The 24771-nt window shown below is 62.7% G+C and carries 14 protein-coding genes; 11 read left to right on the top strand and 3 right to left on the bottom strand.

Going from position 1 to position 24771, the window contains the following annotated elements; translation table 11 throughout:
• Positions 1-13 precede the first annotated feature (13 nt).
• A complete protein-coding gene (locus A7W11_RS28975) occupies positions 14-9139 on the top strand; it encodes a calcium-binding protein (RefSeq protein WP_162270251.1) in 9126 nt (3041 codons plus the stop codon).
• A 147-nt stretch (positions 9140-9286) separates the two neighbouring features.
• Here the strand turns inward: A7W11_RS28975 and A7W11_RS07185 are convergent, their stop codons facing one another.
• Positions 9287-10282, bottom strand: a complete 996-nt coding sequence (locus A7W11_RS07185; RefSeq protein WP_156523023.1) for a LysR substrate-binding domain-containing protein — start codon at positions 10280-10282, stop codon at positions 9287-9289.
• A gap of 478 nt (positions 10283-10760) precedes the next feature.
• On the opposite strand from A7W11_RS07185, the gene A7W11_RS07190 reads away from it, so the two are divergent.
• From A7W11_RS07190 to A7W11_RS07230, 9 genes are all read left to right on the top strand, one after another.
• The gene (locus tag A7W11_RS07190; protein WP_066410325.1) at positions 10761-12896 is read left to right on the top strand and encodes a type I secretion system permease/ATPase; all 2136 of its coding nucleotides are present in this window, start codon (positions 10761-10763) and stop codon (positions 12894-12896) included.
• 4 nt (positions 12897-12900) lie between these two features.
• Complete coding sequence (locus tag A7W11_RS07195) at positions 12901-14319, top strand: HlyD family type I secretion periplasmic adaptor subunit (protein WP_156523024.1); 1419 nt, start codon at positions 12901-12903, stop codon at positions 14317-14319.
• A 3-nt stretch (positions 14320-14322) separates the two neighbouring features.
• A complete protein-coding gene (locus A7W11_RS07200; protein ID WP_082887137.1) occupies positions 14323-15762 on the top strand; it encodes a TolC family outer membrane protein in 1440 nt (479 codons plus the stop codon).
• Entirely contained in the window at positions 15759-16436 is a 678-nt protein-coding gene (locus A7W11_RS07205; RefSeq protein ID WP_066410326.1) for an NMCC_0638 family (lipo)protein, read from the top strand. The genes A7W11_RS07200 and A7W11_RS07205 overlap by 4 nt, the downstream gene beginning before the upstream one ends.
• 198 nt (positions 16437-16634) lie before the next feature.
• Positions 16635-18206 (top strand): ABC transporter substrate-binding protein, encoded by a 1572-nt coding sequence (locus tag A7W11_RS07210; protein WP_066410327.1) that lies wholly within the window; start codon positions 16635-16637, stop codon positions 18204-18206.
• Positions 18207-18272: 66 nt separating this feature from the next.
• Positions 18273-19262 (top strand): ABC transporter permease, encoded by a 990-nt coding sequence (locus A7W11_RS07215; protein ID WP_066410328.1) that lies wholly within the window; start codon positions 18273-18275, stop codon positions 19260-19262.
• Positions 19262-20176 (top strand): ABC transporter permease, encoded by a 915-nt coding sequence (locus A7W11_RS07220; RefSeq protein ID WP_066410329.1) that lies wholly within the window; start codon positions 19262-19264, stop codon positions 20174-20176. The genes A7W11_RS07215 and A7W11_RS07220 overlap by 1 nt, the downstream gene beginning before the upstream one ends.
• A gap of 7 nt (positions 20177-20183) precedes the next feature.
• Complete coding sequence (locus tag A7W11_RS07225; RefSeq protein ID WP_066410330.1) at positions 20184-21158, top strand: ABC transporter ATP-binding protein; 975 nt, start codon at positions 20184-20186, stop codon at positions 21156-21158.
• Positions 21155-22147 carry an ABC transporter ATP-binding protein gene (locus A7W11_RS07230; RefSeq protein WP_066410331.1) on the top strand — a complete coding sequence of 331 codons (993 nt, stop codon included), beginning with the start codon at positions 21155-21157 and terminating at the stop codon, positions 22145-22147. The genes A7W11_RS07225 and A7W11_RS07230 overlap by 4 nt, the downstream gene beginning before the upstream one ends.
• 19 nt (positions 22148-22166) lie before the next feature.
• Here the strand turns inward: A7W11_RS07230 and A7W11_RS29105 are convergent, their stop codons facing one another.
• Together A7W11_RS29105 and A7W11_RS07235 are read right to left on the bottom strand one after the other, a co-directional pair.
• Positions 22167-22283: a hypothetical protein gene (locus A7W11_RS29105; RefSeq protein ID WP_412778709.1), complete on the bottom strand. Its 117-nt coding sequence runs from the start codon at positions 22281-22283 to the stop codon at positions 22167-22169.
• The gene (locus A7W11_RS07235) at positions 22238-23143 is read right to left on the bottom strand and encodes a LysR family transcriptional regulator (RefSeq protein WP_066410332.1); all 906 of its coding nucleotides are present in this window, start codon (positions 23141-23143) and stop codon (positions 22238-22240) included. Before A7W11_RS07235 ends, A7W11_RS29105 begins: the two co-directional genes overlap by 46 nt.
• A 192-nt stretch (positions 23144-23335) precedes the next feature.
• Here A7W11_RS07235 and A7W11_RS07240 point away from each other — a divergent pair, with 192 nt between their 5' ends.
• Complete coding sequence (locus A7W11_RS07240; protein WP_082887138.1) at positions 23336-24736, top strand: D-serine ammonia-lyase; 1401 nt, start codon at positions 23336-23338, stop codon at positions 24734-24736.
• The last annotated feature ends 35 nt before the right edge of the window (positions 24737-24771 follow it).

The following is a 24771-nucleotide window of genomic DNA, read 5'->3' on the forward strand; positions in this document are numbered from 1 at the left end:
GAGTTCAGCGGCAATGATGACTACGCAGGATGCTATTAGCGCGGTTGCGGCTTTTTTTTCCAGCCATACCAATGCAATTCCTGCGATTTCTAGTGGGGCAAGCGGAAATACGTTAGGAGCCTTGACGGGCCTCGGTCAGGTGGCCGTTAGCCTGATTCAGGCTTTTGGCCGGAAAGTTGCCATGCCTATAGATTTTATAGTCACCGCCGCCAGCACAGCAGCGACTCTTAAAAAAATAAGCGATGATTATGAAAAAAAAGGAGTGGTGGATAAAGCAGATCTTTGGTCGGTTGCCTCTGGAGCGGCTGGTCTTCTTGGTATCGTTGGGGTAGCTGCGGTTTCTAGCGTGCCGATGGTTCTGGCGACTGTGGCTGCTGCAACGGTGGCGACTACCGTGCTGACGGCTCTGGCACTGACGTCAACGGGCACTGTTGATATTGACGGCCCTTTGAAGTTCATCAAAGAATCGGTGCAGCGTGCTGCTGAAATATCTGGCTCGGCCCTTTTTTCATATTTGGATCTGTTCACCAGTAAGACGTTTCCGGCAATAGCGGAGCAACTCGATATTTCCTCAACGGATGGTGGGAAGGTTTCGTTTTCTGTCTTGTCGGATGGCACAAGATTTGTCACTGATGCCGAGCGAATTACAGACTTTGGTGTGGACGTGGATGGCAAAGTCTATCTGCAGGCGAGTCTTGGCAGTGTCTCTGCAGTGACCGATCCTAGGATCGTCTTTGACGGAGTTACTGGTTCATACATCGCAGCTAATGGCGTGAAAGTTGTAGGTATTCCTCCGGGGGCCGTGCTGGTTCAGGGTCCTGGCTCTCTGACTGCGACTTCCGTGATAAATGGTTTCACACAGGAAATCACATTCGATGGCCAGAGCGTCTCCGTGCAGTGGCGCAGCTCGGATGGAAGTATTGTCGTCAAGTCTGCATCCAATTTGACAGAGGTCAACGGAACACTCCAATGGACTCAGAACGGTCAGACATTTACCGGGGGAGACCTGGATGGCTTTGTCAGGAGCATCGCGGCTGGTGTCCAGACGACAAAGTCTGCAGGTATTGTCCAAGCATCCATGAACCAGCTCGCGGCCCGGTTCAACGTGCAGGCGCTTGGGGTCAGCGATGCGTTGAACAACGCCATCACCAATCAGTACATGGGAGATAGAATTACCTTCGGCAATGTGCCCGAGCGATGGTTCCCCGCGTTTCTCAACAGCGACATGGTGAATCAACTATCGCTGGCTAATACGCAGTCCGCCGCCATACAGCAGGCCTTGATTTCCCAGGCGGCATGGCAGGCCAAATTGCCCTACACAGGATCGATAATTACCGTACTCGTTTATGAGAATGGTAGGTGGATAGGCCCGTTCGGCTCAGTTGTCGGAGGTGCGCCTGCTCCCTTTCTCGGGAACTCGAGCCCCCGATTTCCTTTAGTGCTGGATCTGACCGGCAAAGGTGTCTCCCTGATTCCAGCATGGCAAAGCGATGCTGTATTTGATCTGGATGCCGACGGCGAGAAGAAAGTTACCAGTTGGGTCGATGCGGAAGCTGGCATTCTGGTGTTGGACCGTAACGGCAACGGCATCATTGACAACGCGAGCGAATGGTTTGGTGAGTCTTTCTCCGCGTATGGGCAGACTCCTCTCGCGGGCCAGGATGGCTTCAAAGCGCTGGCCACGCTGGCTGCCAGCGGCACCTCCATGTTTTCGCGGGCAACGGCGCGCACAGATAGCGTCACCGGCAAGAACTTCTTCGACTTGGTTCAAGTCTGGCAAGATGCCAATGGCAACGGTGTAACCGACGCAGGAGAGTTGCGCACGCTTGCGCAACTAGGGATCGAGTCCATTGATCTCAATGCGACATCGGATGGCAGAAAATTCTCTGCGGGTGAAATCGGTGCCGTCGCCGGGTATACGGCGGTAGGCGGTGGACGCGGCCAAGCCGTGGACGTTGGCTTGTTGCCTGCCGGTGTCAGTATCACGACGCCGACATGGATGCCGTCGGCTGCTGCGGTGATCTTTGCCGAATACACCGCCAAAGGCTATGCCGTGATTTCGCAGGCACAGGCTAATGGTATTCAGCAGGCGTTGTCGGCACGCAGGGCAAACTTCTCTGCGGAGATTTCGAAGCTCCAGTCGTGGATGTCGACGATACGGTATAGGACATCCGGAGGTATCCAGCAACCCGTGGCGCCTATTGGGGATGCATCCCTGATCTCCGTCTACGATAGTGTCAGGGGTTCAAGTGGCAGCCGTGCGGGCTTGGATATGGTGGCGCTTTTGCAGGACGGGATATCGTTCGATGCCCAAGTTGTCAACGTTGCCTCGGCTATTTCCGGCGGTTCCGGATCCATTTTCTCTGCCGAAACTGCTGCTCAAGTTGCCAACGCGACGGGAAAAACCTCGAACTTCGCCTCAGCTTTGAGCTCCGCGAGAGCTGCCGCTAATCAGTGGGGCAGTGCGATGACATCGTTCCTGGATACCTACGCAGTGTCGCTGTCATTGAACAACAGAATGCTGGCTCTGCAGACCGAACTGAATCAGTTCATTCCGGTAAATAGGGATCCGGCGAACCACCTGCCTGGCGGCAAGACCTATTTCTCGGCAGGCGATGCTGATTTTGCAGCCGACACGTTTACCTCCTACGCCAACATGCTGCAATTCCTGAGCGACCGCAAGGCCGCAATGGATCAGTTGCTTGGCGCGATTGCACAATCCTCTGGCTACGCCAGCGCCTATGTCGCTTCGTCGGGGCAGATCACAACCGCAGGCTCGGGCTTCAATCTTCTGTTGGCACAAGGCAGTCCTACAGTGGTGTTGGGTAGCCGCGTGGATCACGTCTTGCTTAGCGCCGCCGCATCGCAGGTTTCGGTGCGGAACTTCTCTTCAGGCGCCGCAGGGGACCAACTCAAGTTCTTGGGCATTGGTGATACGGTCAGTGTTCTGAGTATCGCGGGCGGGATTCGTATTCAGGCCCAGAACGGGGCCTATGCCGATCTTGCTGGCGTGACGGCCTCGACGCTGGACCTGTTCTCCAACGTGGTGGGGGTGTCGGCTATTTCTTTTGCCGGCATGCTCCAGTCAGGTACCTATGAGTTGCGCGGCGATTCGTTCTTCGACGGGCAGGTGCACCTCAACAAGATCATTGCGTCGAATCTGGGGGATACGCTGATCGGCGGAGCTTGGCAGAGTGTGCTGCAAGGTGGTGAGGGTAACGATACTTTCGTCGTTCGGGGGGGCGAGTACGCCATTGACGGAGGCCTCGGAAAGGACGTTGTGTCCTACGCCGAATTGGGCGGTAGCGTGATGGTCAATTTGGCCGCAGGTCAGGACAACCTTGGCAGCACGCTCGTCAGGGTGGAAAACGTCGTGGGCACCCGGTACCGAGACTGGTTGACGGGGGACGGCAGCAACAACGTATTGGAGGGCGGTGGCGGGGCGGACACCTTGACGGGCGCGGGTGGCAACGACCGATACGTATACGGCCGAGGGGATGGCGCCGATACGGTCATCAACGGGGTCTTGTCGAATGCCAGTGCATCTTCCGTCCTGGTGTTCAAGGATAATCTTGGCGCGAACGACCTGTGGCTGACGCGCAGCGGAAACGACCTGTTGATTCAGATTTTGGGTGGGCATGACCAGATCAGGGTACAGGGATGGTATGCCGATGAGTCCTACAAACTGGGCGCTATTCAGCTTGCCAATGGTCTGCGCCTGGATACTGCGGGAGTCGAAGATCTGGTGACGATGCTGGCTGGCTATGCAGGTTTCGACCCTCGCCGTACGTCGGCCTTGCCTGGCGGGCTGTCGCTCGAGACCTACTTCCAGCAGCGCAACGTTCCCGAAGTGCCTGAGACGATCAACGTCGTCCTTGAAACCAAGGATGCCTACACGAGCGGTAATGCCAGTGCCAAGGCTGCCGTCGCCAACGCCATTGCAGCGGCTATCAATCAATCCGCTGGTTTGGCGAGTTCGGCCGGATCGGCAGCTTCATCGCAGGCAAGCGTCGTCACTCCGCGGGAGTGGACTGCCTCGTATCGCATCTATCGCTACACGACGAGCAAATTCCCGGGCACTTTCTACACCGTCACCCAGTCCAATTTCTCGAACACACAGACGCAGGCGATTTTTGGAATTACCTGGTACGAGGAGTTGTCCGGGTTCGAGGCGGGGCGGATCTATTACGACGTAACAAATCGGCCGACGAACGGGACGCTCAGCCGAGACGTAATGGAAGGCGAGGCGGGCGTAATGGACGCCATTTTGAATGCCCTGTCTACGGCGAATAGCGCGCTGTCGCCGATCGGTGCGATCGCGAGCAGATTCGGGACAGCGTTGGCGGCTAGGCAGCAGGCATTGGCAGCGGCTGTGACCGCCAATGAAACGAGCTCACCGAGTTCGGGGGCCGTAGCGTCCTCCCTGTCTTTCGAGGATAAGTTCTTCGCTGCGATCAATTCATACCAGGGTATCTATCCTGCCTTGGCGCGTGCGCAGGCAGCATTGGCTGGCACCAGCGCGTTGCTGGCCAGGTTGGCGGTGCCAGCCAACACGACCAGTAGCAACGGTGGCACGACCTCCTATTCGTTCCATTCGTCGGTGGACCAGGCGAAATACAACGCATTGGCCGCGGCAATACAGTCGGCGAACAACGCCTATGCCACGGCTCAGGCACAGGTTGCCGGGTTGTTTGGCACCTTGTCTGGCATCGGAAAATTCTCGCAGGTGCGCTATGTCGAGCCGAGTGGTACAGCTGTTGCCGGAGCCGGCGGTGAGTTGCTCATCGGGGGTGGTAGCGGTCGGCACATACTGATTGGCGGTGCAGGGCGAGACCTCTTCGCCCTGACCAACAATCTCCTCATAGGTCCAGCAAGAGACACCATCAAGCTGTTCCAGGTAGGAACCATGGGTGACCGCTTGCTGCTGGAGACATCGGGCTCAATACTCAGAGGCGGGGCAGGAGTCGGGTTCTTTTCCCAAGAAGCGGATGGAACTGTCGTCGTGGAGTACTACGCGAATGGCTCGCGTGGCGTGGTTCGCCTTGATGGCGTTACCTACGACAAAGGTCTGTCTCTCTACGACAATTTCCTTGGCATGGAACTGGCGGACTTTTCTGCCGGAAAAAGCGGTGTGAAAATTTCGCTGGATTCCGCCACGTCAAGAGCAAAAGATGGCTTTACCCATATTTCCAGTCTAAAGGGTACGGCTTACGCTGATACCCTGATAGGTGACTCGCAAGACAATACGTTGTACGGCGGCGGCGGAGACGACGTCTTGACGGGTGGCGCAGGTAACGACACCCTTTACGGCGAGTCTGGGAATGACACCATGATCGGCGGGGCTGGTGACGATACTTATTACGTCGGGTCTTCGGGCGACATCATCATCGAATTGGCCGACGAAGGCGTCGATACGGTTTCGTCCTCGCTCTCGTCCACCACCCTGTTGGACGACGTCGAGAACCTGGTCATCACCTCCAGTTCGGCTGCCAACGGGTATGGCAATGCCTCCGATAACGTCATTTACTCCGGCGCTGGCAATAACATCATGGATGGTGGGTTGGGCAATGACACCGCCAGCTACACGGCTTCGATCGTCGGTGTCACGGTCAGCTTGGCTACGACGAATCCGCAAGTGACGGGGCACGGCACCGATACCCTGCTCAATTTCGAGAACCTGACCGGCAGCAATTATGCCGACAGGCTCACGGGCAACGCACAGGACAACGTGCTTGACGGTGGTGTGGGCGCGGATTGGATGAGCGGTGGAGCCGGCAACGATATCTACTATGTTGACAACGCTGGCGATGTCGTCGTGGAAGCCGTGGACGAGGGTATCGATACCGTGTATTCGTCGCTGGGCGCCCATATCTTGGGAGCCAACGTCGAGAACGGGCGGATCCTGTCGACCGGCGTGGCAAACATGACGGGGAATGGCCTGTCCAATGTGATCTACGCTGGCAGCGGAAACAACGTCATGGACGGCGGAGCCGGCATCGACACGGTTTCCTATCTTTACGCGACGGGTGCGGTGACGGCGAGCCTGGCCACAACGGCTGCGCAGGCGACGGGCGGGTCGGGCAGCGATACGTTGCGCAACGTCGAAAACCTGACGGGCAGCGATTACAGCGACACACTGGCCGGCAACGCCGATGCCAACGTGATCGACGGCGGCAAGGGTGCCGACCAGATGTCCGGTGGCGCGGGCGACGACCGCTACATCGTGGACGATGCCGGCGACAAGGTCATTGAGGCTGCCAACGCGGGCATTGACCAGGTCGACTCATATCTGGCCGCCTATACCTTGGGCGCCAACGTAGAGGATGGCCGCATCATGTCGACCGGCTCGGCAAACATGACGGGCAACGCGCTGGCGAACTTGATATACGCGGGCGACGGCAACAATGTCATCACCGGCGGCGCGGGTGCAGGCAACGACACGGTGTCCTACTTGTATGCCAAATCTGCCGTGACCGTTTCCCTGGCCACGACCGCCGCACAGAACACGGGCGGCTCGGGTACCGATACGCTCAGTGGCATCCAATGGCTGACGGGCAGCAACTATAACGATACGCTGACCGGTAGCGACGGCGACAATCATATCGACGGTGGCGCGGGTGTGGATCGGATGATCGGCGGAGCCGGCAACGATCTCTACTACATCGATAATCCAGGCGACATCATTGTCGAACTGGCCGGCGAGGGCACGGATACCGTTTATTCGAAAGCCACGTCCTATACCCTACCCGATTACGTCGAGAACCTGCGTATCTGGACGAGTTCATCTGCCAATGCGACGGGCAACGGGATGAACAACACGATCTTTGCGGGTAACGGCAACAACGTGATCGATGGCGGCGCGGGTAACGACACCGTGTCCTACCAATTCGCATCAGCCGCGGTCACCGTCAGTCTGGCGACAACGACTGCCCAGGCTACGGGCAGTTCGGGTGTGGATACGCTGCGCAATTTCGAGAATCTGACCGGCAGCGATTTCGACGATACGCTGACGGGTGATGCGAATAACAACATCCTGCTCGGTGGCGCGGGGGCCGATACGATTTACGGCGGCGCAGGCGCGGATCGCCTGGACGGCGGCGCCGGTAACGATACGTTGATTGGCGGCACCGGTTCGGATGCGCTGTACGGCAGCCTGGGCAATGATACGTACGTGTTTGGCCGGGGCGACGGCGCCGACACCATCTACGAGAACGATGCCACCGCCGGCAATCAGGACGTCGTTTCGTTCGGCGCGGACATCCAGAACAAGCAGCTGTGGTTCTCCCGCAGTGGCAATAACCTGGTGGTCGATCTCATCGGTACATCGGATCGCATCACCATCAGCAACTGGTATCTGGGCGCGCAGTATCGCGTCGAGACGTTGCAGACTGCCAGCGGAGCAATCCTGGCGGCGGAGAAGGTCGAGGCATTGGTGCAGGCCATGGCCGGCGTTACCAAGCCGTCGTCTGGTCAGTTGGTTTTGAATGCCGCGCAAGAGGCCGCACTGAGCGGTGTGCTGGTCTCCAGCTGGCAAGGGGGCTCCGGTCCAGCCAGCCGGACACAGGAAGGCACCGAGGGTGACGATACCCTATCGGGAGACGACGGCGACGATACGCTGATCGGTCACGGCGGCAATGACACCCTGAACGGTGGGGCGGGCCGCAATACGCTGATCGGTGGGGCAGGCAACGATGTGTACATCGTCAGCAATGCGAACGATGTGATCGTCGAGCTTGCCAATAAGGGTATCGACCGTGTGCAAGCCTCCGTTTCCTTCGTGCTGCCAGACAACGTCGAGAACCTGTTGTTGAGCGGCACTGCCAGCATCAACGGCACCGGCAATGCGCTGAACAATACGGTGACCGGAAACGCCGGCAACAATATCCTGTCTGGCGGTGCCGGAGACGACCTGCTGGTGGGCTTGGGAGGCGACGATGTCCTGATTGGCGGAACCGGTAGTGACCGTTATCTGATGACCTCGCAATCCACGAGTCGTATCATCGAAACCGAGTCGCTTGCGGGAGACGTCGATGTCGTACAGGTATCGGTGGCGCCGGAGAAGCTATGGTTCCGTCGCGTGGGCAATGATCTGGAGGTCAGCGTCATCGGCATGCCGGGCCGGTCGTTGGTGACGGACTGGTATCTCGGCAGCCAATATCAGGTCGAGAGGTTCGTCCATGGCGTGGCGAGCATGTTGACAAGTGATCGTGTCGAGCAGTTGGTGGTTGCCATGTCCGCCTTTGCTCCGCCGCCGGTTGGGCAATATTCGCTGACTGCCGCGCAGGAAGCCGCATTGGGCAGCGTGCGGCAGTCGAGCTGGCAAACTTATGTCGAAGTGGGAGCCCCTATCGGTGGATCAGACGACGACAGGCTGGAAGGTACCGAAGGTGCCGACACCCTGTTGGGGGGCGACGGTGACGACACTCTGATCGGTTACGGTGGCAACGATATGCTGGATGGCGGATCCGGCCGCAATATGCTGATCGGCGGCAAGGGGGACGACGTCTACATCGTCAGCAACGAGACCGATACCATCATCGAGCTTGCCAGCGAGGGGGCGGACCGTGTGCAGGCTTCCGTTTCTTTCGTGCTGCCCGATAACGTGGAGAACCTGACGTTGACCGGCACCGCCAACCTGAACGGTACCGGCAATGCGTTGAACAACTCGCTGGTCGGCAATAGCGGCAACAACATCCTGGCCGGTGGCGCGGGGAACGACACGCTGCTGGGCGCAGGAGGCGACGATGTTCTGATTGGCGGCACCGGTAGCGACCGCTATGTGATGAGCGCGCATACGGACCAGACCGACCGTATTGTCGAAACCGAATCGCTGGCCGGGGATGTGGATACCCTGCAGGTGGCTGGTGCGCGGGACAAGCTGTGGTTCCGCCAGGTGGGCAACGATCTGGAGGTCAGCATCATCGGTATGTCGAATACGATGCTGATAACGGATTGGTATCTCGGCAGCCAGCATCGCGTCGAGAAAATCCTCGCAGGCGGGGCGACGCTGACGGATGATCGTGTCGAGAACCTGGTTGCCGCCATGGCGGCGTTTGCGCCGCCCGCCGCGGGTCAGACGACGTTGCCGGCCGCATACCAGACCGCTCTGGCGCCTGTCATCGCTGCCAACTGGCAGTGACGTCGGTTGGAGCCGCAGGTAAGGGGCTCCAATTGAAAAGCCCGCATCGTTTCCGGCGTCGTCCGGACACAATGCGGGCTTCTTTCATGGCGGGTGTTCTGGCCAGGCGTCACGGAAGACAGGACGAAGCGCCTCGCGGACGGTGCATTATTCCTTCCAAGCCGCCTTCAGGCGCGCCGCGACCTGGGTGGCCAATACATTGTTGGCATCTGCCGTGACCATGGCCAATTGCAGGTTTGGCAATGCAGGCAGATTCAGCGCTGCGGTGGCGATAGCCTGATCCATGGCAAGGGTTCGCCGTGGCAGTACACCGATGCCGAGTCCGGCTGAAATCGCGGCATGCACATTTTCGATGTTCGCGCTGGCGCAGACGATCGTCCATTTCCGGTTTGCCTGAGCCAGCGCCTCCAGTGCGCATTGGCGGTAGATGTAGCCATCTGGAGACGTGACCAGTGGCACCGCTTGCGTGATGTCGAATCCGGTATCCCGCGGTGCTGCCCAGCACAGATCTTCGGTTTCCAGAACTTGTGCCATTGGAGGCAGAGGGGCGGATTCCCGTTGCTTGAAAATGATGAGATCCAGTTTCTGATGCAGATCGCGCAGGAGCTGCTGGGACGACCCCGTCTGTACCTGCAATTGCAGCCCAGGCCAATCCATGCTGGCCAGCGTGGGGGCAATCCTGGGTAATGCATCCTCGGGCACTCCCAGGCGGACCACTCCTTCCACTGATGCGCGCCGGGTAGTTTGGATCGTGGCGCTGACTCGGCGCAGTATGTCGCGCGCGCCGGGTAGAAAGCGTTCGCCCGCATCCGTCAGATCTGTAATGCGCCCTTGTTTGCGTGCCAGCAGGATATGGCCCAGCGCTGACTCCAGTTGCTGCAGTTTCTGGGTGACGGCGGACTGGGAGCGGTGCAGCACGAGAGCGGCTTGGTGAAAGCTGCCCGAGTCGATGATGGCGACGAAGGTACGGAGCTGATCGAGCGTAACCCGAGAGTCATCAAGGAGCGGGCTGGTGAGCGAAGGGGGAAGATCTGAGGGGGCGTTCATGGCCTGTAATACGGCGGTCAGGCGCGCGAATACTTCGAGGTCAGGAGTTGTACACGGAAAGCTGAAGTTACAAAAGTGAATAAAAAATGAAAGCAAGTTGCAAGATTGCTATGCGGCATCTTACTTGGTTCGAAAAATTTAATTTTGATATTAGAAAAATAATTTTACAATTCTGTGTTTTGCATGGATTATTCCTGCCGTTTTGGACGGTAAATGGGGTTTGATTTCCAGTGGGATTGTTTGGAAATACCCAGGGAAACCTTCATTTTTCAGGATTCGCAGCAGTGTTTTGGTCGGAGCAGATATTCCAGAGGCGCATGCCGGCATGCCGCGCAACCGATAAAGATTCCCCCGTCGAATTGACTGAATCCTTGGCAATCTCGGTTCCTTTTTTTCCTGAAACCTTGAGTTCGATCAGATCTACAGCTCCGTTCCCAATTCCCTTACCCGCCCGTGTGAAATGCCGCGCCGTATGCGCGGCAAGTTGGAGTTTTCACCAATGAAAAGCCTGGACATTATCCCTGGAGGGCAGCCACCGGGGCCGCCAGGCGCTCCCCTCTCGGGCCCAGGTGGCATGGGAACGACGCTGCCGCCCGAATCCGGCCCCCCCATGGACACCGGCCTGATCTGCCTGGCAATGCTGGCCCGCTACCACATGGTGGCGGTAGATCCCGATCAGTTGGCCCATGAGTTCCGCGTGGACGGCGCGCCGTTCGGCGTAAACGAAATCCTGCTGGCCGCCAAGAAGCTGGAACTGCGCGCCCGCTGCGCCACGATCCGTCCGGCACGCCTGGGCACCACGCCGCTGCCCGCCATCGCGCTGGACAACGACGGCGGCTTTTTCATCCTGGCTCGCGTGGATGCCGGCAAGGTCCTGATCCAGGACCCGCGCCAGAAGGGCGCCGCCGAACTGACGCTGGCCGAGTTCGAACAACGCTGGACCGGCGAACTGATCCTGCTGGCTTCGCGCGCCTCCATCGCCGGAGAACTGGCCAAGTTCGACTTCAGCTGGTTCATCCCCGCAGTGGTCAAATACCGCCGCCTGCTGGCCGAGGTCTTCATCGTCTCGCTGGTGCTGCAACTGTTCGCCCTGGTCACACCGCTGTTCTTCCAGGTGGTGATGGACAAGGTGCTGGTGCACCGCAGCTTCACTACGCTGGACGTGATCGCGATCGGCCTGTTGGCCGTGGTCACCTTCGAAGTGGTGCTGACCGGGCTGCGCAGCTATGTGTTCGCTCACACGTCCAGCCGCATCGACGTCGAATTGGGCGCGCGCCTGTTCCGCCATCTGCTGAACCTGCCACTGTCCTATTTCCGTGCGCGTCGGGTCGGCGACTCGGTGGCGCGCGTGCGCGAGCTGGAAAACATCCGCTCTTTCCTGACCGGCAACGCCATCACCGTGGTGCTGGACCTGATCTTCTCCGTGGTCTTCCTGGCGGTGATGCTGTACTACAGCGTGTGGCTGACGCTAATCGTGCTGGCCTCGCTGCCGTGCTATTTCATCCTGTCGATGGGCTTCACGCCCTCGCTGCGCGCACGCCTGAATGAGAAGTTCAATCGCGGTGCGGAGAACCAGTCGTTCCTGGTCGAGACCATCAGCGGCATCGAAACCCTGAAAGCCAGCGCGGTCGAGCCGCAATGGATCCGCAAATGGGACAACCAGTTGGCCGCGTATGTGAAGGCGGGCTTTCGCACGACGGCCATCGGCACGGTCGCCAACGGCGGCGTCACCTTCGTCAGCAAGCTGGTCACCGTGGGCACCATGTGGCTGGGCGCCAAGCTGGTGATCGACGGACAGCTTACCGTCGGCCAGTTGATCGCCTTCAACATGCTGTCGGGCAACGTGGCCGGGCCGGTGATGCGGCTGGCGCAGCTGTGGACGGACTTCCAGCAGGTCGGCATTTCGATGCAGCGGCTGGGCGACATCCTGAACACGCGTACCGAGGTGCATGGTGCGCGGCCGGCGCTGCCGCCCGTACGCGGACGCATCGATTTCGACCAGGTCGAGTTCCGCTATCGCCCCGGTGCGCAACTGGCGCTGCGCGGCGTCACGCTGAACATCCAGGCCGGCGAGACCATCGGCATCGTGGGCCGCTCCGGTTCGGGCAAGAGCACGCTGACCAAGCTGGTGCAGCGGCTCTATCAACCGGAGCAGGGCCGGGTGCTGATCGATGGCGTGGATATCGCCACCATCGACGCCAGTTCGCTGCGCCGGCAGATCGGCGTGGTGCTGCAGGAGAACGTGCTGTTCAACCGCAGCATCCGCGACAACATCGCGCTGCACGATCCAGGCATGCCCTTGCAGCAGATCATGCGCGCGGCACAGCTGGCTGGCGCGCACGAGTTCATCGCCGAGCTGCCGGAGGGCTACGAAACCATGGTGGGCGAGCATGGCGCCACGCTGTCCGGCGGACAGCGCCAGCGTATCGCCATCGCGCGTGCGCTGCTGTCCAATCCGCGCATCCTGATCTTCGACGAGGCCACCAGCGCCCTGGACTACGAGTCGGAACGCATCATCCAGAACAACATGCGCGAGATCTGCAAGGGCCGTACGGTGATCATCATCGCGCACCGCCTGTCGGCCGTGCGGGACACGCACCGCATCGTCGTGATGGATCGCGGTGCAATCGTCGAGATGGGTCGGCATGCCGATCTGCTGGGCAAGGCGGACGGGCACTACGCCGCGCTACACAACATGCAGCAGGCGTAGAACGATGAAGATGTTGCTATCCGGATGGGGCGAGCTGGTCAAGCGCTACGGCTCGGTGTTCGCGGCTTCATGGGCCGAACGCAAGAACTGGGAAGGGACGCGCTACCAAGCCGCCGAGGCGGAATTCCTGCCCGCGGCATTGGCGCTGCAGCAGCGCGCGGTCTCGCCCGCGCCCCGCGTGGCGATGTGGCTGTTGATCCTGTTCGCCGTGCTGGCGGTGCTGTGGGCGGTGCTGGGGCACGTGGACATCGTCGCGACGGCGCAGGGCAAGATCATTCCCAGCGAGGGCACGCAGACGATACAGCCGATCGGCACGGCGACGGTCAAGGCGATCCACGTGCGGGAAGGGCAGGCTGTGCGCGCGGGCGATCTGCTGCTTGAACTGGACGGCACGGTGACGGCGGCGGAAGAGCAGCGGCTGGTCAGCGACATGCGCACCTGGTCTTTGCAGGCGGCGCGGGCAGCGGCCATGCTCGATGCCATCGACCAGGGACGCTCGCCCAATGTGGCGGCCGTGGATGGCGATGCAAAGACGCTGGGCGACGCGCAGCGCCTGGCCGAGGGCGAGTACGCGGCCCTGCAGGCCAAGCTGGCCGGGGTCGACGCCCAATTGGCGCAGCATCAGGCCGAGCGGCAGTCCACCGCCGCGCTGGTTCGCAAGCTGGAGTTGACCTCGCCCATCGCGCGCGAGCGCGCGGCGGCCTTGAAGGAGTTGGCGGGCGAGCAGTACGTGGCGCGCAGCACGTACCTGGACCGCGAGCGCGAACGCATCGAGCAGGAGTCCGACCTGGTCATGCAGCGCAGCCGCATCAAGGAGATCGACGCGGCCATCGCGCAGGTACGCCAGCAGCGGCTGACGTTGCTGGCCGATGCGCGGCACGAGAACCTGGATCGCCTGACCGAAGGCCGCCAGCACGTGGCGCTGCTGGAGCAGGATCTGGTGAAGGCGCGTCAGTCGCAGAAGCTGACGCGATTGACCGCACCCGTGTCCGGCACCGTGCAGCAGTTGGCCGTGCGCACGCTGGGAGGCGTGGTGACGGAAGCCCAGCCGGTGATGCTGATCGTGCCGCAGGAAGACAAGCTGGAGATCGAGGCATTTCTGGAAAATCGTGACGTGGGTTTCGTGAAGCCCGACCAAGAGGCCGAGGTGAAGATCGAGACCTTCCCGTACACGAAGTACGGCGTGGTGCCGGGAACGGTGGTCACGGTGTCCGACGATGCGATCAACGACGAAGAGCGCGGCCTGGTCTACAGCATGCGCATCGCGATGTCGCGCGCGACGGTGAACGTGAAGGGCACGGACGTGCGCCTGGCGCCAGGCATGGCTGTGACAGCCGAGATCAAGACAGGGCAGCGGCGCGTGATCGAATACTTCCTGGATCCGTTGATCCAGTATTCCAGCGAAAGCATCCGGGAGCGTTGAAGGATGGCATTCGCAGGCATTGATGTCGTCGGGACGGTCCGGCGCGGCTTGACGGTATGCGCGCTGGCGCTGCTGGGCGTGCAGGCACAGGCCGCCGGTTTGATGGAGTTCTACGCCCGCGCGCTGGAATACGACCCCACGTATCGCGCGGCGATGAAGGAGCGCGACGCAGGACTGCAGCAACGCAACATTGGGCGCGCGGCGCTGTTGCCCAATTTGTCTTATCAGTACCAGACCGGGAGGAATTGGTCCGAGGTCAATGAGCCGGGCTTCTTCGGCCCGGTCACGTCGAACCGCAACTACCGCAGCTATTCGTCGTCGCTGTCGCTGCAGCAGCCGGTGTTCGACTACGAGGCGCTGTCGCGCTACTACTACGGCGTGGCGCAGGCGCATTATGCCGACGCGCACTTTCGCAGCCGCAGCCAGGAACTGGCGGTGCGCGTGGTCAAGGCATATACGGATGCACTGTATGCCGCGGACCAGATCGATCTGGTGCGTGCGCAGAAGCGCGCCTATGCAGAGCAGATGACCTTGAATCGCCGCCGCCTGCAGGCGGGCGAGGGTACGCGCACCGACGCGCTGGAAACCCAGGCACGGTATGACCTGGCGCAGGCGCAGGAGATCGAGGCGCAGGACGGGCTGGACGCCGCCTTGCGGGAGTTGTCGGTGCTGGTCGGGCAGGAGGTGCAGGCCGAAGACCTGGCGCCGATGGTGGGGAAGATTCCGGTGCAGGCCCTGCAGCCGGCCCGCTTCGACGAATGGCGCACGCTTGCGCTGCGTAACAACCCCGAGCTGGAAGCCTTCGAGCATTCGGTGCAGGCTGCGCAGGAACAGGTCGAACAGGCGCGCGCGGGGCATTTCCCCAAAGTCAGTCTGTATGCGTCCGCGGGTCGGCAAAAGTCGAGTTCGGAGTCGACGTTCGAGCAGCGCTACAAGACCGACAGCGTGGGCTTGCAGGTGAGCGTGCCGATCTTCGCGGGCGGCGGCGTGTCGGCCAGCGTGCAGCAGGCCGTGGACAACAAGGAACGCCTGCGCTACGAGAATGATGCCAAGCGCGAACAGACGCTCAATGAATTGCGCAAGCAGTTCAACCTGTACAACAGCAGCGCAGCCAAGATGCGGGCGTATCAGCTGGCGGTGGATTCGGCGCGCGAACTGACGGTGGCGATGAAGAAAAGCGTGGCGGGCGGCGAGCGCGTCAACGCGGACGTGCTGGACGCGGAGCAGCAGTTGTACGACGCGCTGCGCAATCTGGCGCAGGCGAGGTATGCGTATCTGCTGTCATGGCTGACGCTGCGGTTTCATGCGGGGGTGTTGAGCGAGGCGGATGTGCAGGCGGTAGCGGAGCATTTTGCCGAGCCTGCTTTACAGGTTACCGACCCCATGAATATCGAGTTCATGCCTCGGGAAAATATGACGATATCGCGGAGAAGTGAAAAATGATGGATTTGAAAGTAGCCGCACTGGCGGCGACGATGCTTTACGCTTTGGCGGTCGGCGGCGCTGCGGCGCAGCCTCCAGCAACGAAGGCACCGGCTGCAAGCCAGGCCAGGGCGGCGAAATGGAAGCCCGAGACATCGGCCTGGACGCTTTGGATGCGGACATGCGGGCAGCATATGTCGGACACTGGCAACGTGCTGCCCATGATGCGACGCGAGGGGTACGAAGAGAATCCTGCGTGGGCGGTGTACAGGTTGGGCGGGCTTCCTGGGCATATCTGGTATGTCCCTGTGCAGTCCCATCAAATGTTGCTTGTGTTGCTCGATAACGGAACCTGCGAAGTATTTCTGCGGCGCGGCGATGTCGATGCGGCCGAACGCGATATGCAAACTTATCTCGATCTGCAGCGAAAGCAGGATTACACGGTAAAGGCAGAGGCAGACTCGGTCGTGCCTGGCCAGAAGAACGCACGCAAGATCATATATTCCATTGAGCAACACCGGCCTACTCCAAAGACCTGGACGCTGGGCGTCAGTCTGATTCGAGACCTTTCCGGTATCAGCGACGACAGGGCCACGCAGGTCATGATCTCGATGGTGCAGGGAAAAGGTGAAGGCTCTCGCTTTAACCTGAAAACCAACAAACAGGGCGGCTCGAGCAACTTTCTGATCCGATGACGGTGGTGGCGGCGTGAGGCACGCGATTTTCGGGGCAGACCGCGGCATGCCGTGAATGAGTTGGAATAAGGATATATATCCCCATCCTCTGCCACACCCCAGCCGTCCCCCATTATCGGCACAAACCCCTAATTGACGCCGGTTCGGCGCCTAGGCAATATCTGCAACCATTATTCAGATATATGTCAGGAGTCGTTCATGCGCCGTACCTTGCTTGCATTGGCAATCGCAGCCGCTGTCGCGGTTCCCGCGCTCGGCCACGCCAAGACGTTCCGTTGGGCCGCCCAGGGCGACATCCTGACGATGGATCCGCACTCGCAGAACGAGGGCATGACCATCGCGGCCAACAGCTATATCTACGAGCCCCTGGTCGACTACGACGCGTCGTTCAAGGTGATTCCGCGCCTGGCCACGTCCTGGGAACAGGTGTCGCCCACGCTGTACCGCTTCACGTTGCGCAAGGATGTGAAGTTCCACGACGGCGCCGCCTTCACGGCCGACGACGTGGTGTTCTCCGTGCATCGCGCCATGGCGCCCACGTCGAACTACAAGGCCTACACCACCGGCATCAAGGAGGCGCGCAAGGTCGATGACCATACGGTCGAGATCGAGACCACCGCCCCCAATCCCGTGCTGCTGCGCCAGTTGCCCAACGTGTTCATCATGAACAAGGCTTGGTCGGAGAAGAACAACGTCACCAAGCCGCAGGACTTCGTCAACAAGGAAGAAACCTTCGCCGCGCGCAATACCAACGGCACCGGCCCGTACATGTTGAAGACACGCGAGATCGACGTGCGCACGGTGTTCGTCGAGCATGCCGGCTGGTGGAACAAGAAGGACAAGAAGGGCAACGTGACGGAAGTCGTCTTCACGCCGATCAAGCAGAACGCCACGCGCACCGCGGCGCTGCTGTCGGGCGAGATCGATTTCGTGCTGGACCCGGCCGCGCAAGACCTGGAGCGCCTGCGCCGCGAGGCCAAGGTGGTGGAAGGCAACGAGTACCGCACCATCTACATCGGCTTCGACCAGAAACGTCCCGAATTGCTGTATTCCAGCGTGAAGGGCAAGAATCCGTTCACCGACGTGCGCGTGCGCGAGGCCCTGTACCGCGCCATCGACGTCGAGGCGATCAAGCGCGCGGTGATGCGCGGATTGTCGGCGCCGACGGGCACGATGATCGCGCCGCAGGTGCATGGCTGGACGGAAGCGCTGCACAAGCGCGTGCCCTACGACATCGAGAAGTCGCGCGCGCTGCTGAAAGAGGCCGGCTACGACGGCACGCTCAGCTTCACGCTGGACTGCCCGAACAACCGCTACATCAACGACGAGGCCATCTGCCAGGCGGTGGTGGGCATGTGGGCCAAGGTGGGCGTGAAGGCCTCGCTGAACGCCATGCCGCGCGCCACGTATTTCCCCAAGGTGCAGAGCCGCGACACCAGCGTGTTCCTGTTCGGCTGGGGCGTGCCGACGTTCGACGCGATGTACACGCTGCAGAACCTGATCCGCACCAAGGGCGAGGGCGCGGATGGCATGTACAACCTGGGCGACTACAGCAACAAGGAAGTCGACGCCATCATCGACCGCGTAAAGACCGAGACGGACACGGCCAAACGCGACGCCGACATCCACAAGGCGCTGGAGATGCATGCCAAGGAATTCGGCCACATTCCGCTGCATGACCAGGTGATTCCGTGGGCCATGCGCAAGAACGTCAGCGTGGTCCACCGGGCCGACAACCGCCTGGTCGCCGACTGGGTCAAGGTCGACTGATCCCGTCTCGCTCCTTCCATTGCAACGGCGCCTTGCGGCGCCGTTGCCCTCCGGTTTCACATCCCCATGCTCGCATTCATTCTTCGCCGCCTGTTGCAGGCCGGTGCGGTCATGCTCACGGTCGCGCTGCTGGCGTTCGTGCTGTTCCAGTATGTCGGTGACCCGGTCACCATCATGCTGGGCCAGGACGCCACGGACGCCGAGCGCGTCGAGCTGCGCCACAAGCTGGGGCTGGACGATCCGCCGCCAGTGCAGTTCGCCCGTTTCGTGGGCAATGCCGTGCAAGGCGATTTCGGGGTGTCGCTGCGGCAGAGCGAGCCTGTTTCCAGCCTGATCCGCAGCCGTCTGCCCGCCACGCTGGAGCTGTCGTTCGCCGCCGCGCTGCTGGCGCTGGTGGTGGGCCTGCCGCTGGGCGTCTACACGGCCCTGCGCCGCAATGGACTGCTGTCCCAACTGGTGCTGGCGGGGTCGCTGCTGGGGGTGTCGCTGCCGACCTTCCTGATCGGCATCCTGCTGATCCTGGTGTTTTCCGTGCAACTGGGCTGGCTGCCCAGCTATGGCCGCGGCGATACCGTTGCGCTGGGCTGGTGGACGACAGGCCTGTTGACGCCCACGGGATGGAAGCATCTGATCCTGCCGGCCATCACGCTGTCGCTGTTCCAGATGACGCTGATCCTGCGGCTGGTCCGCTCGGAGATGCTGGAGGTGCTGCGCACCGACTACATCAAGTTCGCGCGGGCGCGGGGCTTGAAGCGCCGGGCCATTCATTTCGGGCACGCACTGAAGAACACCATGGTGCCCGTCATCACCATCACGGGGCTGCAGCTGGGCGGCATCATCGCCTTCGCCATCGTCACCGAGACCGTGTTCCAGTGGCCGGGCATGGGCCTCTTGTTCATCCAGGCGGTGCAGTTCGCGGATATCCCCGTCATGGCGGCCTACCTGTGCCTGATCGCGCTGGTGTTCGTGGCGATCAACCTGGCGGTGGATCTGCTGTATTTCGTCGTCGATCCGCGCCTGCGCGCGGGACTGGGCGGCGCCCGGGGAGGCCATTGATGGGCACCGTGTTGAAACGCTGGTGGAACAGCGATCTCTGTTGGTCGTGGCGGCACGCGCCGGTTGCGATGGTCGCCACGGTGGTGCTGCTGGTGCTGCTGGGGGGCTCGTTCGGGGCGGGCTGGGTGGCGCCGCACAATCCGTTCGACCTGGCGTCCATCGAGCTGCTCGATGCCTTGCTGCCGCCCGTCTGGGAAGACAACGGCTCGGCCAAGTATCTGCTGGGCACCGACAGCCAGGGGCGCGACCTGTACTCGGCGCTGCTGTACGGCATGCGGGTGTCGCTGCTGATCGGGCTGGCGTCGGTGGTGGTATCGATGCTGCTGGGTATCGTGCTGGGCCTGCTGTCGGGCTACGTGGGCGGGCGCGTGGATGCCTTCATCATGCGCGTGGCCGACGTGCAGCTGTCGTTTCCGGCCATCCTGATCGCGCTCTTGATCGACGGCGTGGCGCGCGCGGCCGTGCCGCGCGAGTTGCACGAGGTGATCGCGTTTCCGGTGCTGATCGGCGCCATCGCGCTGGCCGGCTGGCCGCAGTATGCGCGCACGGTGCGCGGCTCGACGCTGGTGGAGAAGAACCGCGAGTACGTGCAGGCCGCGCGCGTGATCGGCGTGTCGTCCCCGGCGATCATGTTCCAGCACGTGCTGCCCAACGTGATGGGGCCGGTGCTGGTGCTGGCCACCGTGCACTTGGCCACGGCCATCATCACCGAGGCCACGCTGTCCTTCCTGGGGGTGGGCGTGCCGCCGACCTCGCCGTCGCTGGGCACGCTGATCCGCATCGGCAACGACTTCCTGTTCTCGGGCGAATGGTGGATCACCATTTTCCCCGGCGCGGCCCTGGTGCTGCTGGTGCTGTCGGTCAACCTGGTGGGCGACTGGCTGCGCGATGCGCTGAACCCGAGATTGAACTGAGGCGGCCATGAGCGAATTGCTGGAAGTGAAGAACCTCTCGGTCGAGTTCCCCACGCGGCACGGCGTGCTCAAGGCGCTGGACGACGTGTCGTTCTCCATCGCCCAGGGCGAGGTGCTGGGCGTGGTGGGCGAGTCCGGCGCGGGCAAGTCGCTGACGGGCGCGGCCATCATCGGCCTGCTGGAACCGCCGGGCCGCATCAGCGGCGGACAGATCCTGCTGTCGGGCCGCCGCATCGACAACCTGCCCGACGACCAGATGCGCCGCGTGCGCGGACGCGAGATCGGCGCGGTGTTCCAGGACCCGTTGACCTCGCTCAATCCCTTGTACACGGTGGGGCGGCAACTGGCCGAGACCATCGTCACGCACCTGCCCATGAGCTGGAGCCAGGCGCGCACGCGTGCCATCGAGTTGCTGGCCGCCACGGGCATTCCCGCCGCGCGCGAGCGCATCGACCACTATCCGCACCAGTTCTCGGGCGGCATGCGGCAGCGCGTGGTGATCGCGCTGGCGCTGGCCGCCGAGCCGCGGCTGGTAGTGGCCGACGAGCCGACCACGGCGCTGGACGTGTCGATCCAGGCGCAGATCATCGAGCTGCTGAAGAAGCTGTGCCGCGAGCAGGGCGCCTCGGTGATGCTCATCACCCACGACATGGGCGTGATCGCCGAGACGGCGGATCGCGTGGCGGTGATGTACGCCGGGCGGCTGGCCGAGATCGGGCCCGTGGCCGACGTGATCCATCGTCCGCGCCATCCGTATACGGTGGGCCTGATGGGCTCGATCCCGTCCATGCGCGGCATGGCCGAGCGCCTGGTGCAGATCGACGGCAGCATGCCGCGCCTCAATGCCATCCCGCCGGGCTGTGCCTTCAATCCGCGTTGCGGCCGGCGCATGCCGCGCTGCACGCGGGAGCGTCCCGAATTGCTGGCCGTGGGCGGATCGCGCGCGGCCTGTTGGCTGCATGATGTGGAGGTGGCGGCATGACGGCCCCCCTGGTTTCCGTGCGCGATGCCGCGCGCTGGTTCGACGTGTCGCAACCCTGGCTGGAGCGCGTGCTGGCGCGCAAGCCCAGGCAGATGCTGCGCGCGGTGGACGGCGTGTCGTTCGACATCGCGCGCGGCGAGACGCTGGCCCTGGTGGGCGAATCCGGTTGCGGCAAGTCGACGGTGGCGCGCCTGCTGGTCGGGTTGTATGGCCTGACGCGCGGCGCCATCGAGTTCGATGGCCGGCCCGTGGCGAGCATGCAGGGCCGCTCGGGCCGCGCGCTGCGCCGGCGGCTGCAGATGATCTTCCAGGATCCCTATGCCAGCCTGAACCCGCGCTGGCGCGTGGGCCGCATCATTGCCGAGCCCCTGGTCACGCACACGGACATGAGTCCGGCGGCGCGGCAGGCGCGCGTGGCCGAGCTGCTGACGCAGGTGGGGCTCGATCCGGCGGACCAGAACCGCTATCCGCACCAGTTCTCGGGCGGCCAGCGCCAGCGCATCTCGATCGCGCGCGCGCTGGCCATGCGGCCCGAGTTCCTGGTGTGCGACGAGCCGACATCGGCCCTGGACGTGTCGGTGCAGGCGCAGGTGCTGAACCTGATGAAGTCGCTGCAGCGCGAGCTGGGCCTGACGTATCTGTTCATCTCGCACAACCTGGCCGTGGTGCATCACGTGGCCGACCGCGTCGGCGTGATGTACCTGGGCCGGATCGTCGAGGTGGCGCCGCGCGACGCGCTGTTCGCGCATCCCCGGCATCCCTATACGCGCATGCTGCTGGATGCGATTCCCGACCTGGAAGGCACGGGCAGGCCGCGCACCGCGGTGGCCGGCGAGGTGCCGAATCCCCTGAATCCGCCGACGGGATGCACGTTCCATCCGCGCTGTCCCCATGCCAATGACCGGTGCCGCAGTGAGGTGCCGGTGGCCATGCCCGCCGGGCCGGGCGTGGTGGCTTGCCACGCGGTACAGGAGGGGCGGCTGGACTGATATGTGGGTACTGGCCCGTCTACACCTCCACCCACTCCCGCAGCAGGTTGTGATAGCAGTTCGTCAGCGGGGCGTGTGAACAGGCCCTGCCTAGCGCCGGACTTCGGCGATCACGTGGGCGATGAACGCCTTGCAGGCTTCGGGCAGGGGCCGCCCCGCCAGGGTCTGCACTTCGAAGTGCCGTTCGTTCATCTCGCGGTCGCGCAGCGGCAGGCAGACGATGTCGCCGCGCTTGACGCGCTCGCGGATGGCCAGCTCTCCGCAGAACGTGACGCCGCCGGATGCGGCCGCGAAGGTGATCAGCGCGTCCAGGTGGCTGCTGGTGAAGACGGGGTCGTAGACCAGTTGCTGACGGCTGCAACTGATTTCCAGCAACTGGCGCAGCGTGGAAGCCCGGTCTGGCAGGGCCATCGGATAGGGGGCGAGCTGGGCCAGCGAGAGCGTGCGTTTCCTGGCCATGGGATGATCGGGCGCCACGACGGCCATGACGGGGGCGGGCGTGCGCAGTTCGACGCGGATATCGTTGTGCGAGGTCAGGCTCAGGGTCAGCCCGATGTCGGCCTCGCCGTCGCGGATGCGCAGGGGAATGTCGTGCTGGGAGACCGCCTGCAGTTCGAAGCGTATTCCCGCGTATTCGCGGCGGAACGAGGCGATCAGCGCGGGGACGAAACCGAAGGCGTAACCCTCGGTGCAGACCAGCCGGATACGGCCCTGGCGTACGCCTCGCAGGGCCAGGATGTCGCCGTTGAGGCGGTCGATGTCCTGCCGGGTGCGCTTGGCGTGGGCCGCCAGCAGTTCTCCCGCCGCATTGGGCACCATGCCGCGCGCATGGCGCTCGAACAGCAGCGTGTTCATCTCTTTTTCAAGCCGGGCGATCTGGCGGCTGACCGCCGAGGGGGCAACGTCCAGGCGTTCGGCGGCTTCGGTCACGGAGCCGCTGCGCACGACCTCCAGGAAGTAGCGCAGGGCGGGGCTTTGCAGGGTGGAAAGCGTCATGGTGCGTCGTATTCCGGGGCCGGGCCGAGCCGTCAGGGTATTCCCGATAGGCTGGGCGGCTTCTCTCGTAGCATTGCCGATTCGGCAACGATGGATTGTAGTCGTTGAGGTTGTTGCGCAACGCGGGCATGCCTAGGATTACAAAAGGGTTGCAGCCGCACTCGGCCACTTCTTCTGATTCCCATACTGCTCATGACCGCTACTTTTGCTGCTTATCCTGAAGGCTCGGCCGATGCCGGCGTTTCGTCCGGCGTTACGACTCAGGCTGTCCGGACGCTCGAAGCATTGCGCAGCGCGCAACCCTGCCTCTGGACTCGGCCTGCGCAGCACCGAGGCGATCCCGCGTCCGCGCAGACCGGATTTCGTGCGGCATGGGTGGAGCAGGCGCAGGCGCGCTTCCAGCGCTTTGCCCCCTTGCTGGCCGAGCTCGCGCCCGAAACGGCCGCCAGCGGCGGCATCATCGAATCGCCGCTGCTGCGCGCCACGCACATGCAGGGGGCATTGCACCTGCCCACGCAGATGGGGACGCTGTACATCAAGGCCGATCATGGCCTGGCCGTGGCCGGGTCCATCAAGGCGCGCGGCGGTATCCACGAGGTGCTGGAGTTCGCCGAGACGCTGGCCTTGCGCGAACAACGGCTGCGGCCTGGCGACGACTACCGGGTCCTGAACACTCCCGCCGTACGCGCCTCGTTCGCCCGCCACCGCGTGGCGGTGGGGTCTACGGGCAACCTGGGCATGTCCATCGGCATCGCGGCCGCCCTGCTCGGGTTCCAGGCCGAGGTGCACATGTCCGCCGATGCCAAGGCCTGGAAGAAGGCACGGCTGCGTGCGCACGGCGTCAAGGTCATCGAGCACGCCGGCGACTATGCGCAGGCGGTGGCGGCCGGACGCGCGGCGGCCCAGGCCGATCCGTTGACGCACTTCGTCGACGACGAGCGGTCCGCGTCGCTGTTCGCCGGTTACGCCGCGGCCGCGGAGCACCTGTGCGCGCAATTGCGCCAGGCCGGCGTGCAAGTGGACGCCGCGCACCCCCTGTTCGTCTATCTGCCCTGCGGCGTGGGCGGCGCGCCGGGCGGCATCGCCTACGGCCTGAAGCAGCGGCTGGGCGAGCACGTGCATTGCTTCTTCGCCGAGCCCGTGCAGTCGCCGTGTTTCCTGGTGGGGATGATGGCGCAGGGGGGCCTGCTGCCCGGCCTGCCGGCGTTGCCGTCGGTCTACGACATCGGCCTGCAGAATCGTACCGAGGCCGATGGCCTGGCGGTGCCCAGCGCCTCCGAACTCGCGTTGGCGGAAATGGCCACGCGGCTGGCCGGGGTCTATACCGTCGCCGATGAACGGCTGTTCGCCGACCTGTACCGCTTGTACGGCAGCGAAGGCCTGCGCATCGAGCCGTCCGCCGCCGCAGGCTTCAGCGGTCCGGGGATGCTGTGCGGCACCCCGGCGGGGCAGGCGTACCTGCGCGAACAGGGCCTGCTGGCGCACATGCCGCAGTCCACCCACCTGGCGTGGACGACCGGGGGAAGCCTGGTGCCGCCTGATGAATTCGACGTATTCCTGAGCCGCGGCAAGTCAAGCGCGACCGTCCTCTGAGCGCCCTGACCGGGCCTCTTTCATCCACCAGTACC

Source organism: Bordetella ansorpii (assembly GCF_900078315.1).
Lineage (GTDB): Bacteria > Pseudomonadota > Gammaproteobacteria > Burkholderiales > Burkholderiaceae_B > Bordetella > Bordetella ansorpii.